A 14,633-nucleotide genomic window follows, 5' to 3' on the forward strand; every position below is an offset into this window, starting at 1 on the left:
CCGGGCGCGCCCAGGCGGTGGCGTACGAGCGGTGGGCCGCCCGGTGGTCCGGGCTCGCCGAGTGGTTCGTGTCGGGGGAGGGGCGCGAGTCACAGGCCAGGCTGCTGCGCGGGCGAGCCCTCGGGTCCATTCCGCAACTCCTCTCCGTCGTCAGGCAGTTGAACGAACGCCGGGCCGGGCGGTCCGACCGCTCGGCCGACTTCCGCACCCTGGCGCGCTGGTTCGCCCAGGCGCCGGACGACGCGGCACGGCACCGGCTGTGGCGGGTGGCGTTCGGGCTGCACTCCTCCCGGCACCTCACCGTCGACGCCGACACCCTCGCCGAGCGGGCGGCCTCGCCGGAGCCGGCCTCGACGCCGTGGGGCGAGGCGCGGCCGCTGCGGATCAGCCCCCAGTTGCGCCGCACCGGCAGCTATGAACGCCGTGGCAAGCCGCGCAAGGTGGCCGACCGGGGCGAGGCGAAGCGCAGGCTCGCCGAGATCGCCGCCCGGCAGACGGAGGAGACCAGGCGGGCACGGGACCGTCTCGTGACGGGCGGGCCGGTACGGCTGTCCCGGATCGGCGAACTCGACCCGCTCGCTTTCCAGTTGTTCCTGCGTCTGCTCGGCGACGCGCTCGCCACCTGGCGGCCGGGCACGACCACCACCGCGGCCACCAGCGGGGACGGTTCGATGGAGATCCGGCTGACCGCCCTCGACGACGGATCGACGGCCGAAGTGCGCACACCTGATGGGGTGTTCAGCGGACCCGACCACCTGATCGACATCATCGACCTCACGGCGGGGCACGGTAACCGCGCCGCACCCGCACCCGTCCCTCTCCCCGCCCCACGAGAGGGCGCCTCTCCCCGGTTCACGGAGGACCCATGAGCGGCCCCCTCGCCGAGGTCCTGGACGGCCAGCGCCAAGCCGACCTCCAGAAGGCCGCACGCGCCCTGCTGAAGGAACCGCTGCTCACCGCCGACGGGCCGTACGCCGACGAGTTCAGGCTGGTGCGCCGGCACGCCGCCGAGCTGCGGGAGTGGTTCGAGCGCAACGTCGGCTGGTCGCTGCGCACGGACGCCGACGCCGCACGGCTGCGCAAGACGCCGGGCACCCTCACCGATCCCACGCACCCGGCGCGCGAGGCCGCCCGCAGCGCCCTGCCCTTCACCCGCCGCCGCTACGTCCTGCTCTGCCTGGCCCTGGCCGCGCTGGAACGGGGCGAGTCGCAGGTGGCGCTCGGACGCCTCGCCGAACAGGTCGTCCTGGCCGCCGCCGATCCCGAACTCGTCGCCGCCGGGATCACGTTCACCCTGGAGCGGCGCGACGAGCGCCTCGACCTCGCGGCCGTCGTCCGCCTGCTGCTGCGGCTCGGGGTGCTGCGGCGGGTGGCCGGCGACGAGGACGCCTACGTCAGCGGATCGGGCGACGTGCTGTACGACGTGCGGCGGCGGGTGCTGGCCGGGATGCCGGCGTCCCTGCGGGGACCCTCCATGGTCGAGGCCGAGGACTTCGAGGAGCGCCTGGTGGAGATGACGGCGCAGACCGCCCTCGACAGCGACGATCTCAGGTTCCGGGCGATCCGCTGGAAGCTGACCCGCGTCCTCCTGGACGACCCGGTGCTCTCCTACGACGACCTCACCGACGACGAACTGGCCTACCTCACCCGGCAGCGCGGCTTCATCACCGCGCGCATCAACGAACTGACCGGACTCGTCCCGGAGATCCGGGCCGAGGGCATCGCCATGGTCGACCCCCTGGACGACCTCACGGACGTGCGCATGCCGGAACAGGGCACCCACGGCCACATCACCCTGCTGCTGGCGGGGCACCTGGCACGGGCGGCGGGGCCCGTCGAACCGGCGGAGCTGGCCGCCCGCGTACGGGAACTGGCCGCGGAGCACGGCGGGTTCTGGTCCAAGTCGGCGAGGGAGCCGGGAGCGGAGCCCGAACTCGTCGAGAAGGCGCTGACCAAGCTGGTGGCACTGGGACTCGCCGAGCGCACGGAACGGGGCGTCGTCCCGCGGCCGGCCCTCGCGCGGTACGCGGTCGGCGAGCCCGTCGTCAGGGAAACCGGACGGGCCCGCCGGTCCGCCACGACCGCGCAGGTCGCGCAGACCGTGGAGTCCGCGCAGACCGCCCAGAACGCGCAGAACGCCCAGAACGCGCGGACCGTGCGGCCCGCGCAGGACGAAAGGTGAACCGCCCCGTGACCGCGCTCCCCGGCCCCGAGTTCCCTGGCCCCGCGCTCCCCGGCCCCGCGCTCCCCGCTCCCGCGCCCGGCCGGTGGCGGCCTCTGCGCATCGGGCTCGTCGACCTGTTCCACTACGACGTCGAGGAGTTCTGGTTCCGCGACGGCCGGCTGCTGCTGCGCGGCAACAACGGCACCGGCAAGTCGAAGGTGCTCGCCCTGACCCTGCCGTTCCTCCTGGACGGAGACCTCTCCGCCCGCCGCGTCGAACCCGACGGCGACCCGGGCAAGCGCATGGAGTGGAACCTGCTCCTGGGCGGCGCGCACCCGCACCCCGAACGCCTCGGCTACACCTGGATCGAGTTCGGACGGCTCGACGACACCACGGGCGAGGCGCATTTCCGCACGCTGCTGTGCGGGCTGAAGGCGGTCGCCGGTCGCGGCATCGCCCGCCACTGGTTCGCGGTGACGGACCAGCGCGTCGGCGCCGGCCTCGACCTGCTGGACGCGACCGGAACGGCGCTGTCCCGGGACCGGCTCGCGGAGGCCGTCGGCAGTCACGGCATGGTGTACGACACGGCGAAGACGTACCGCAGAGCCGTCGACGAAGCCCTCTTCGGGCTCGGAGAGCGGCGCTACGGCGCCCTCGTCGACCTCCTGATCCAGCTGCGCCAGCCCCAGCTGTCCAAGCGCCCGAGCGAAGCCGCCCTGTCCCGGGCGCTGACCGAGGCGCTGCCGCCGATGGACCAGGCCGTCGTCGCCGACGCGGCGGAGGCGTTCAGGTCGCTGGACGAGGAGAAGGAGGAACTGCGGGCGGCCCGCGAAGCCGAACAGGCCTCCTCGGCGTTCCTGGACCACTACCGGCGCTACGCCCGTCTCGCCTCCCGGCGCCGCGCCCGCCTGCCCCGCCGCGAGCACGCCCGGTACGAGAACCTCCAGCGGGAACTCCTCAAGGCACAGGCGGAACGGGAGCAGGCCCTGAAGGACCGCGAGGAGGTCCGTGCGAGAGGCGCCGCCCTCGGCGAACGGGCCGCGCGGCTGGCCGCCCAGGACGCTGCACTGCGGTCCGGACCCGAGATGCGCGACGCCCGCGCCCTCGACCGGGCGGCGGACGACGCCTCCCGCACGGCCGGAGAGCTGACGCGGGCCGAGGGGGACCGGCAGACGGCGGCCGAGGCGCACACCCGGGCCCTGGGCCGGCTCGCCACCGCGGGCAACCGGCTCACGGCGGCCCAGGAAGCCCTCGACGATATCCACGACCGGGTGGCGGAGAGCGCCGCCGCGGCCCGGCTCGACGTCCCCAGGACGAAGGGAGCCCCCGAACCGGTCCTGCGCCGCGAGGCGGACGAGGCGACGGCGGGCAGGCGGCGTGCCGTCGAGCACGTGGCGGAACTCGCCACCCGGGCCGAGCGCGCCGAGGAGCAGCGCGGGGCCGCCCGGCTGCGCGCCGACGAGGCCGACGAGGAGGCCGTGCACAGCGGGGAGCGGCTGGCCGAGGCGGAGGAGAACGTCGTCGGGGCGGGGCAGGCGCTCGTCACGGCCGTACGGGAGCACCTCTCCGGGTGCGGGGAACTGCGGGTGCCCGGGCTGCCGGGGGTCCTGGACGCCGTACAGGACTGGGTGAGCGGGCTGGACGGCCCGCTGCCGGCCCGTACGGCGGCGGCCGAGGCGCATCGCACCGCCGCCTCCCGCCTGGCCGACCGGGCGGCCGGGCTGGCCCACCGCGAGGCGGCGACGGCGGAGCGGCAGCGGTCGGCGCTGGAAGAACTGACCGCCCTCGAAACGGGCGGGGAGCGCGGCCCGGCGGCTCCCCACACGCGCACGCTCGACGTGCGGGACCGGGACCTCGGGGCCCCGCTGTGGCGGCTCGTCGACTTCCGTCCGCACGTCACCGAGGCCGACCGCGCGGGACTGGAAGCCGCGTTGGAGGCCTCGGGGCTCCTCGACGCCTGGGTACGGCCGGACGGCTCCGCGGTCGCGGCGGACGGCCACGACGTGCTGCTCGACCCGGTCGGGCTGCTCGGCGGGGCCGGCCTCGACCGCGCGCTGTGCCCGGCGGTCGACCCGGCGGACACGGGGGCCGCCGCCGTGGGGGAGGAGACGGTCGCGCGCCTGCTCACCTCGATCGGGCTGGCCGCGGGGACCGGCGACGGTCTTGAGGAGACCTCCTGGGAGGCCGGCGGCCACGACACCTGGGTCTGCGCGGACGGGCGCTTCCGGGTCGGCGCGCTCACCGGAAGCTGGGCCAAGGACAGCGCCCAGTACGTCGGAGAAGGAGCGCGGGAACAGGCACGCCGCACCCGGATCGGCGAACTGCGCACCGAGATCGACGGGTTGGCGGCGGAACGGGAAAAACTGGCCGAGGAGTCCCGCGCCGTGGCCGAGCGCCGCGCCGTGCTCGACGCCGAACTCGCCGCGCTGCCGGGCGACGACCACCTGCGCCACGCACACGCACGCGTCACCGCCGCGGCCGACGCGGCCCGGCGGGCCCGTGCCCGGCAGGACGAACGGGCCGCGGAACTGGCCCTGGCGGCGGAACAGGCCGACCGCGCGGCGGCCGAACTCGCCGACACCGCGGCCGCCCTGAACCTCCCCACCGACCGCACGGCACTGGGCGCCGTGCGCCAGGCGCTCGCCGACCACACCGCTCTCCTGGCGGCCCTGTGGCCAGCGCTGCGCGAACACGCGGACGCCGAGCGCGCGGTGACCGGCGAGCGGGAGGAGACCCGCCGGGCCGAAGCCCTCGTGTCCGAACTCGCGGAGCGTGCGACACAGGCGGCCCGGGTGGCCGCGGCGGCGGACGAACACCTCACGACACTCCGCTCCACCGTCGGAGCGGCCGTCGCCGAGCTCCAGCGGCAGCTGGAGGAGACGGCGGAGGCGGCCCGCGCCTGCGAGAACGAACAGCGGCAGGCCCAGGCGGACCACGGTGACGCAGACCGGCGGGCCAGCCGTGCCGAGGGGCGCATCGAGCGGCTCGCCGAGGACGTCACCGAGGCGACCGCCGCGCGTGAGGAAGCCGTCGCGGCGCTCCAGCGGTTCGCCGCGACGGGGCTCCTCACCGTCGCGCTGCCCGACCTCGCCGTACCGGACGACGAAGCGGGGACGTGGGCGGCGACCCCCGCCGTCGCCCTCGCGCGCGCCGTCGAGTCCCGGCTCTCCTCGGTCGACGACTCGGACGCGGCCTGGGAGCGCGTGCAGAAACGGCTGAGCGAGGAGTTCGGCAGGCTCCAGGACGCGCTGTCGCGGCACGGCCACACCGCCACCGCCCGTCCGAGCGAGGACGGTATGCGGGTCGACATCGTCTACCAGGGCCGGGAACGGGCCGTGCCCGAACTCGCCGAGGCGCTGGCCGTCGAGGTCGCGGAACTGACCCGCATCCTGTCCGCGCACGAGCGCGAGATCCTGCAGACCCATCTGATCACCGAGGTCGCCGGGACGCTCCAGGAGCTGATCGGGGCGGCCGAACGGCACGTGGCCGCCATGAACAGGGAGTTGGAGGAACGCCCGACCTCCACGGGAATGAAGCTGCGGCTGGTGTGGAGAGCGTCCCGCCGGGCCCCGCAGGGGCTGGCCCAGGCCCGTGAACGGCTGCGCCAGTCCGCCGACGCCTGGTCGCTCGAGGACCGGGCCGCGGTCGGCGCGTTCCTGCAGGAGCAGATCGCCCGCCGGCAGGCCGACGACAGCGTCGGAAGCTGGCTGGAGGACCTCACCGCCGCCCTCGACTACCGGGCCTGGCACGAGTTCGGGGTCGAACGCCACCAGCACGGCAAGTGGGTGCCGGCCACCGGGCCCGCCTCGGGCGGGGAGCGGGTCCTGGCCGCGTCCGTGCCCCTGTTCGCCGCCGCGTCCTCCCACTACGCGAGCGCGAGCGGCGCCCACGCCCCGCGCCTGGTCACCCTGGACGAGGCGTTCGCCGGCGTCGACGACGACTCGCGCGCCAAGTGCCTCGGCCTGCTGCGCGCCTTCGACCTCGACGTCGTCATGACCAGCGAACGCGAATGGGCCTGCTACCCCCAGGTGCCGGGCATCGCCATCGCCCAGCTCTCCCGCGTCGACGACATCGACGCCGTGCTGGTGACGCGCTGGGAGTGGGACGGCGGCGAACGGCGGCGCGGCCCGGAGCCCGGTGCACGGGCGGACGCGTCGACGGCGGCCTCCCCTGCCGACGCCTTCGGCGAGACGGCCGAGGGACCGGTGGGTCCCCCCGGTGAGCCGGGGCGGACCGTCGTCGGAGGTGCCGGAGGTGCCGGAGGTACCGGAGGGGTCGGAGGTGCCGGAGCGGCTGGAAGTACCGGAGGGGCCGGAAGTGCCGGAGGGGCCGGAAGTGCCGGAGGGGCCGGAAGTGCCGGAGGGGCCGGAAGTGCCGGAGGGGCCGGAGGGGCCGGAAGTGTCGGAGGTGCCGGAGGGGCCGGAAGTACAGGAAGTACCGGAGGGGCCGGAGCGGCTGGAAGTACCGGAGGGGCCGGAGGGGCCGGAAGTCAGGAGTCCTGGTGGATGTGAACCCCGCGACGAATCCGTCCGCCCGTGACGGTCGTGTTCCCCCGGTCCACGCGGCGGCCGGGTGGGAGACAGCACTGGACGGCACCGTCGCGGACACGGCGCCGGCCGTGCCGCCGGAGGCCGGGGAGCGGGCCGGCATCGACATCGGGCGTCTCGGCCGTCTGCTCGGGGACCCCGGCCTCGCCTGGCTCGTGGACCGCGTCCGACAGCGGATGGCCCGTGGGCGGCCGCTCACCGGCTCCGTCACCCTGTCCGACCCCGACGCGTCCCAACGCCGGTCCGTCGAGCGTCTGTTGGGGCGGGCGCCACGAGCAGGCGGTTCCCTGGGCGTCCGCCTCGACACCGTGGACGCGGTCCTGCGCCGTTCCGGTGTCAGCCCCGACGGACTGGCGGCCGCCGTGGTGGCCCTCACCGGCCCCGTCCCCCTCCGTGCGGAGACACGGGAGAGGGAGGAACGGGCCTGGGCGGAGGCGTACGTCCCGCTCGACACCCTCGGTGCCGGACTGGCGCCCTGGGCCGAGCGGGTCCGCGGGGACGGTCTCATACGGCGCCTCGCCCGTACACCGGAGGCCGCGGGCCCCCTGGTGCAGGCTGTCGTGCGCGCGTTGCGTGCGCTGCCCGCGTCACCCCCGATCTCGCGAGCGACGTTCGCGGCACGGAACCTTTCGGGCGCTCATGCCCTGGACGAGGGGACGCCGCTCGCCACTCTCGTCCTGTCCGGGATCCGTTCCCTCACCGGCTTCCCCGACGGCTCCGGTGCGCAGTGGCTGCGGGAGGCATGGGCCTCGGCGGGGCTGCTCAAGGACGACCTGTCATCGACCGTTCTCACCCTCAACCTGCGCGGTACTCCACCCCTCGACTGGATGGCCGACGCGGGGGAGCCGGCGGTGCTGACGCTCCGCTCCCTCACCCGTCGTGCACCGGTTGCCGCCGTTCCGGTGACGGGAACCGTCTACATCTGCGAGAACCCGGCCGTGCTGTCCGCCGCCGCCGACACCCTCGGCCCGGCATGCCCGCCCCTGGTGTGCCTCCAGGGGCAACCCTCGGCCGCCGCTCTCACCTTGTTGCGCGACCTGTCCACACGGGGAGCCGACCTTCTCTACCATGGCGATTTCGACTGGGGCGGTGTACGCATCGCCGCGGCACTGGCGGGAAACGCCCCTTGGCGGCCTTGGCGCTACGAGGCCGTCCACTACCGAGCAGCCGTGGCCGCAGTGGCCGAAGCCCCGGACCTGACGGGCCCGCCCGCCGCGACTCCCTGGGACCCTGCCCTGGCCGTCGCTCTCGTCGAGCGAGGTGTCCGGGTCGAGGAGGAAGCGGTGCTGGACGACTTGCTCGCGGACCTCGGGCCAGGATCCCGTTGAGGTGCGTCCCCCACGTGTGGCGAGCACGGAACCCGACGCGTACCGAGCCATGGGCGACCAGAGCTCTGTCGTCTTGGGGATCATGGCGCCCGTTCGGCGCTCCGGGAGCCCAGCAGCCCACTCGAAGGATCGATGAATGCCCTCGGACCTGGTGCTTTTTCGCTCCCTCGTCATCGGACGTCCTTCCGATGACCTGTCACGTGGAGTGCGTGGCGATTTCGGAGCCTGCGGGAAAGTGCCGCCGGCCTGCGGTTCAGCAGGAGCGCCGGTGGACCTCGACCCGTTTCGCGATATCCAGCAGGTCGAGCCCTTCGGGCCCGCCTCACCTGCGGATGCGCGCTGGAGTGACGGGTAGGAGCGGCTGCGTGATGCCTGGCTGTCGGGACTCTTGACGCTCATATGGCGCTCGACTCGCCGGCCGGTGGCGGCCCGCCCGCACCCGGACCCCCCGGACAGGACGAGAGCCTTCATGCCGCCGGAGCCCAGGTCACGCCACTCGAGCCCGACTGGTGGACGGATCGTGGACGAACCGTCCGGCCGATGCCGGCTGACCGCGGGCCTCGCCGCAACGGCTCCGGCGAGGCCTGTGACGAGAGCGTGTGACGAGAGCGTGTCATGACGTCGGCTCAGAGCAGGCCGCGTTCCCGCACCCGTTCGCCTCGTCCCGGTCGACGAAGTGGGCGTGCTCCCGTTCCGGCTTTCGCGGGCCGTTGTGGTGGCACCGGAAGCTGCCGCCACGGGCTTTCGAGTTCCCCGGGTCCCCGGGTCCCCGGGAAAAGCGTGCGTCAACCATCCACGGGTACCCCGTAGTGGCCAGGGGCGTGCGGCACCGGCCGGCGAAGGCGCCGCCGGACCCGCTCCAGGGACGACATCGCCCGGGTTGAGAGCGTTCGAGGAGGGCACTCGACCGCGTGGGCGCGCGGTCCCCTGGCCCGTTACGGAGAGAGAGGGGCAGCCATGAGCGTCATCGAAGGCGCTGTCGACGTCGACGTCCCGGTGCATGTGGCCTACAACCAGTGGACTCAGGTCGAGTGCTTTCCCCGGTTCATGCGCGGCGTGCGCCGGGTGGACCGGTCGCGCTCCTCCATGACGCACTGGGTGACCAGGTTCGGCGGCGTGACCCGCGAGTTCGACGCGGAGATCACTGAGCAACGCCCCGACGACCGAGTGGTGTGGCGCACCGTGGGGACGCCCCGCTCGGCCGGGACGGTGAGCTTCCGGGCGCTGGGGGAGACCCGTTGCCGGGTCGCCCTCCGTGTCGATTTCACTCCGCGCGGCGCCGTCGAGCGGGCCGGGGACGCCCTGGGCCTGGTCCGCAGGCAGGTGCAGGGGGATCTTTGGCGCTTCAAGGAGTACATCGAGGGCCAGGGCCGGGAGACCGGGCAGTGGCGGGGAACGATCAGTGGCGGCCATGTGGAACCGGACTCCGACCTTCTGCCGCCGCAGGTGCCGAACTGGCCGACCGGCTGAGAAGCAGCCGTGATGCCACACTTCACAAGAGGATATTTCGCATATGGCCGTTATCCGCCGCTTCCCGGCTCGGCGGGGAGCGGAAGAGGCGAGTGGAACAGCGCAGGAGGCTGACGTGGTGCGAGAGTCATCGAACGGTGATCCGGGCGGCGAGCAGGCGAAGATCACTCCGCCGAAGACGTGGGCGGCCGGTGTCCCGGCGGTGGCCCACGCGGTGCAGTACTCCCTCGCCGAGACTTCGGCGCGCCGTACGGTACTGAATCTGCTCGACATCAACCAGACCCAGGGCTTCGACTGCCCGGGCTGCGCCTGGCCGGACCCCGCGCCGGGCGAACGCCACACGAACGAGTACTGCGAGAACGGCGCCAAACACGCCAACGACGACGCCACCACGCGACGCGTCACCCCCGAGTTCTTCCGGCGGCATTCGGTCTCCGAACTGGCACGCAGCTCGGACCGGTGGCTGAACCAGCAGGGGCGGCTCACCCAGCCCATGGTGAAGCGGCCGGGCGCGGATCACTACGAGCCGATCAGCTGGCACGACGCCTTGGGACTGATCGCCGATGAACTGCGGGCCATGGAGTCGCCCGACGAGGCGATCTTCTACACGTCCGGCCGGGCCGGCAACGAGCCCGCCTTCGTCCTCCAGCTCTTCGCCCGGGCCCTGGGCACCAACAACCTGCCGGACTGCTCCAACATGTGTCACGAGTCGAGCGGCGCGGCGCTGCACGAGACGCTGGGGGTCGGCAAAGGCAATGTGAGCCTGCTGGACATCCACCACGCCGATCTCGTGCTCACCCTGGGCCAGAACCCGGGCAGCAACCACCCCCGCATGCTCTCCGCACTGGAGGAGACCAAACGCGGGGGCGGGCAGATCGTCGCCGTCAACCCGCTCCCCGAAGCGGGTCTCATGCGCTTCAAGAACCCGCAGAAACCGCGCGGGGTCGTCGGCCGGGGCACCAACATCGCCGACCAGTTCCTCCAGATCCGGCTCGGCGGCGACCTCGCCCTCTTCCAGGCTCTGAACCTGCTCCTGCTGGAGGCCGAGGACGCCGCGCCGGGGACGGTACTGAACCGGGAGTTCATCGACCAGCACACCAGTGGGTTCGAGGAATTCGCCGACCACATCCGCACCACCGTCTCCTGGCCGGACGTCCTGGCGGCCACCGGCCTGACCCGCCGCCAGATCGAGGAACTGCGGGACCGGGTCCTGGCCAGCGAGCGGATCATCGTCTGCTGGGCGATGGGGCTCACCCAGCACAAGCACGCCGTGCCCACCATCCGTGAACTGGTGAACTTCCAGCTCCTGCGCGGGAACATCGGCAGGCCCGGAGCCGGCGTCTGCCCCGTACGCGGACACAGCAACGTCCAGGGGGACCGGACCATGGGTATCTGGGAGCAGATCCCCCAGAGCTTCCTGGACGCCCTCGAACGCGAGTTCTCCTTCACCCCGCCCGCCCGGCACGGCCTGGACACGGTGAACTCCGTGCGGGCCATGCTCGAAGGCCGGACCAAGGTCTTCCTCGGCCTCGCGGGCAACTTCGTACGGGCCACCCCCGACAGCGACCTGACCGAGAAGGCGATGCGCCGCTGCCGCCTCACCGCGCACATCTCCACCAAGCTGAACCGCTCCCACACCGTCTGCGGCGACACCGCGCTGATCCTGCCGACCCTCGGCCGCAGCGAAAGGGACTGCCAGAACGGCGAGGAGCAGTTCATCACCGTCGAGGACTCCATGAGCCAGGTGCACGCCTCGTCCGGGCGCCTGGAGCCGGCGTCCAGCCACCTGCTCAGCGAGGTCGCGATCCTCAGCAGGCTGGCCCGCCGGACCCTGGCCGACAAGGTGCCCGTGCCCTGGGAGGACTTCGAGGCGAACTACGGCACCATCCGGGACCGCATCGCGCGGGTCGTCCCCGGCTTCGAGAACTTCAACAGCAAGGTGCGCAAGCCGGGCGGCTTCGGCCTGCCGAACCCGGTGAACGAGGGTGTCTTCCCCACCCCCGGCGGCAAGGCGCTGTTCACCCTCAACAGCTTCGAGTCGCTGCGCGCCCCCCACGGGCATCTCCTGCTGCAGACGCTGCGCTCCCACGATCAGTGGAACACGGTGCCCTACACCACCAACGACCGGTACCGGGGCGTCCACGGCTCACGTCGCATCGTGCTCGTCCACCCCGCCGACCTGCGGGCCCTCGGATTCGAGGACGGCTCCCAGGTGGACGTGGTCAGTGTCTGGCAGGACGGCACCGAACGCCGTGCCGAGGACTTCCGGCTCGTCTCCTATCCCACGACCGCCGGTTGCGCCGCCGCCTACTACCCGGAGGCCAACGTCCTGGTGCCGCTGGACAGCGTGGCCGACACCAGCAACACGCCGACGTACAAAGGCATCGTCGTACGCCTGGAGCCACGCTCGGGCGACCGCGCCCCCGAGGTCGTAGGGGGCCAGTGACGACACCGGTGAGCGGCGTCGGCGAGCACGTGCGCGACCTCGGCGGCGGACCCCGCGAGAAGCTTGGCTGAAGTGCCCCCCGAGACCCTCGACAATCACCTACTATCTACGCAAAACGGAATTATTGCGACGATTCTTGAACCAGCTTTCCGCACCCGCCGCTGCTGGAGTGCTCCGTACGGCCCGGGACCCGCTCTGGCCGGCGGGAGCAACGGCTCCATCCGTGCCCACCGCTCGTCCCCCGGGCCGGACCGGTGACCAGGTGTCGTCAGGGCGGAGCGGGCGGAGCCGATCGGGCAGGGAGCGGCATCCCGGTCGCTCTGTCCGAGTGAGGGCGTTTACCGCGGCTGTTCCGGGTGAACCCGGCTCCGGGCACCGAGATGCGCTGGTGAGGAGGTGCCGAGGGCCGCTCCGGCGCGTCCGTGCCACGCGTGCGGACGGGGAGTGCCCCGCCCACTTCGCTGGTCGCACGTTCGCGCACCGGTGCCGGACAGCCGGCTCGTCGCAGCCACGAGAGGAAAGGCAGAGTCATGACGGAGATCCGACCCGCCACCACGACCGACTCGGGCGCTCCCGCCGAGAGCGACGAACACTCGCTCACCGTAGGACCCGGGGGTCCGATCCTTCTGCAGGACGCCTATCTGATCGAGCAGATGGCGCAGTTCAACCGGGAGCGGATCCCCGAGCGCCAGCCGCACGCCAAGGGAAGCGGGGCCTTCGGTCACTTCGAGGTGACGCACGACGTCAGTGCGTACACCAAGGCGGCCCTGTTCCAGCCGGGCGTCCGCACCGACCTGGTCATTCGCTTCTCGACCGTGGCCGGCGAGCGCGGCAGCCCGGACACCTGGCGCGACCCGCGCGGCTTCGCGGTGAAGTTCTACACCAGCGAAGGCAACTACGACATGGTCGGCAACAACACGCCGGTCTTCTTCATGAAGGACCCGATGAAGTTCCAGCACTTCATCCGCTCCCAGAAGCGCCGCGCGGACAACAACCTGCGTGACAACGACATGCAGTGGGACTTCTGGACCCTCTCCCCGGAATCCGCGCACCAGGTCACCTGGCTCATGGGGGACCGGGGCATTCCGCGGACCTGGCGCCACATGAACGGCTACACCTCCCACACCTACATGTGGATCAACGCCTCGGGTGAGCGGTTCTGGGTGAAGTACCACTTCAAGACCGACCAGGGCATCGAGTTCTTCACCCAGCACGAGGCCGACCAGATGGCGGCGGTGGACACGGACTACCACATGCGGGACCTGTTCGAGCACATCCGCGACGGCGAGTTCCCCAGTTGGACCCTGAACGTGCAGGTCATGCCGTACGAGGACGCCGTGGGGTACCGGTTCAACCCGTTCGACCTCACCAAGGTGTGGCCGCACGGCGACTACCCGCTCATCCCGGTCGGCCGGATGACGCTCGACCGCAATCCGACCGACAACCACGCCGAGATCGAGCAGGCGGCCTTCCAGCCCAACAACCTGGTCCCGGGCATCGGACCGAGCCCGGACCGCATGCTCCTGGCCCGGCTGTTCTCCTACGCGGACGCCCACCGCGCCCGTCTCGGGACCAACTACCAGCAGCTCCCCGTGAACGCGCCCGTCGTCGACGTCCACACCTACTCCAAGGACGGGGCGATGGCCTACCGGAAGACGACGGATCCGGTCTACGCGCCGAACTCCAAGGGCGGCCCCGCGGCCGACACCGCCCGCTACGGCAGCCCGCCCAGCTGGGAGGCCGACGGCGAGATCACCCGCGCCGCCTACGTCTCCCACCCGGAGGACGACGACTGGGGGCAGCCCGGCACCCTGGTGCGCGAGGTCCTGGACGACGCCGCCCGCGACCGCCTGGTCGACAACGTCGTCGGACACCTCCTCAACGGCGTCACCGAACCCGTCCTCGAGCGGGCCTTCACGTACTGGTCCAACATCGACGAGAACATCGGCAAGCGCATCGCGGACGGGGTACGGGCCAAGGCCCACGAGAAGGACCCCAAGGCCGCCGAGCAGGGCAATCCCGCGCGGAGCAGCATGCAGCGCAAGGCATGAGGCCGGCGTGATCCCGCCTCCGGCCGGAGGCGGGATCACGCATGCCGCGCGGATCGTCCGGACGCCGACGTGCGTCCCGACGGGGCATCGGGTGCGGCGGCATCCCGGGTGTCCCGCCGACGGCGTCGCACCACGCCCCGCCCCCGGCCCGACGGGGCGGGGCATGACCGCTGCCGGCGCACCCCCGAGGAGGGCGGAAGGACAGCCGGCTTCGCGGACGTGGACGGGGCCGGCCGGCCCGACCGGCGCATGCAACGCCTGGCGTCTTCGGCGTTTCATGGAGGGCGGCAGGCTCCAGGACTGCCGCCCCCACGCAGCGCCGGTCGCGGTACCGTCCGTTTCCCCTGGACCCCAGGGCTTTGTGAGCGTGCGGTGCGCATGGTCGCGGAGAGCAGTCCGAACCGTCCAACCGAGTGGTTCGCGATGAAGGCGGTGACGGTGAAGCCGGTGATTCCAGGGGCCATCGAGTCGCCCGTCGACGTCCAGGTGTCCGCTGGGGAAGCCACCGATGCCGAGGTCGGCCCGTCTGCGGACCGGTATGGTCGGCATGGGGCCGTGGGGCGCTGAGCGGTAACCACGAGGTGGTGCCACGGCCGGGGAGCTGCCGCCCACCGAGCGGCTGTACCA

Annotated in this window: 7 protein-coding genes; all 7 read left to right on the forward strand. The window is 72.7% G+C overall.

Annotation, left to right across the window (positions count from 1 at the left end; translation table 11 throughout):
- On the forward strand, window positions 1-869 hold an 869-nt coding region (locus ACFP2V_RS30240), incomplete at its 5' end, for a TIGR02677 family protein (protein ID WP_381218483.1).
- A complete protein-coding gene (locus tag ACFP2V_RS30245; RefSeq protein ID WP_381218484.1) occupies window positions 866-2,182 on the forward strand; it encodes a TIGR02678 family protein in 1,317 nt (438 codons plus the stop codon). The genes ACFP2V_RS30240 and ACFP2V_RS30245, both read left to right, overlap by 4 nt.
- An 8-nt stretch (window positions 2,183-2,190) precedes the next feature.
- Entirely contained in the window at window positions 2,191-6,675 is a 4,485-nt protein-coding gene (locus tag ACFP2V_RS30250; RefSeq protein WP_381218485.1) for a TIGR02680 family protein, read from the forward strand.
- Window positions 6,666-8,039, forward strand: a complete 1,374-nt coding sequence (locus tag ACFP2V_RS30255) for a TIGR02679 family protein (RefSeq protein WP_381218486.1) — start codon at window positions 6,666-6,668, stop codon at window positions 8,037-8,039. Before ACFP2V_RS30250 ends, ACFP2V_RS30255 begins: the two co-directional genes overlap by 10 nt.
- A gap of 957 nt (window positions 8,040-8,996) precedes the next feature.
- Complete coding sequence (locus ACFP2V_RS30260; protein ID WP_381218487.1) at window positions 8,997-9,509, forward strand: SRPBCC family protein; 513 nt, start codon at window positions 8,997-8,999, stop codon at window positions 9,507-9,509.
- Window positions 9,510-9,627: 118 nt separating this feature from the next.
- Window positions 9,628-11,955, forward strand: a complete 2,328-nt coding sequence (locus tag ACFP2V_RS30265) for an FdhF/YdeP family oxidoreductase (RefSeq protein WP_381218488.1) — start codon at window positions 9,628-9,630, stop codon at window positions 11,953-11,955.
- Window positions 11,956-12,485: 530 nt separating this feature from the next.
- A complete protein-coding gene (locus tag ACFP2V_RS30270) occupies window positions 12,486-14,006 on the forward strand; it encodes a catalase (RefSeq protein ID WP_381218489.1) in 1,521 nt (506 codons plus the stop codon).
- Window positions 14,007-14,633: the final 627 nt, after the last annotated feature.

It is taken from the genome of Streptomyces incanus, from assembly GCF_042656345.1.
GTDB lineage: Bacteria > Actinomycetota > Actinomycetes > Streptomycetales > Streptomycetaceae > Streptomyces > Streptomyces incanus.

Coding starts and splice junctions, on each gene's coding strand:
- ACFP2V_RS30245 (WP_381218484.1), top strand. CDS start 866: ATGAGCGGCCCCCTCGCCGAGGTCCTGGACGGCCAGCGCCAAGCCGAC.
- ACFP2V_RS30260 (WP_381218487.1), top strand. CDS start 8,997: ATGAGCGTCATCGAAGGCGCTGTCGACGTCGACGTCCCGGTGCATGTG.
- ACFP2V_RS30270 (WP_381218489.1), top strand. CDS start 12,486: ATGACGGAGATCCGACCCGCCACCACGACCGACTCGGGCGCTCCCGCC.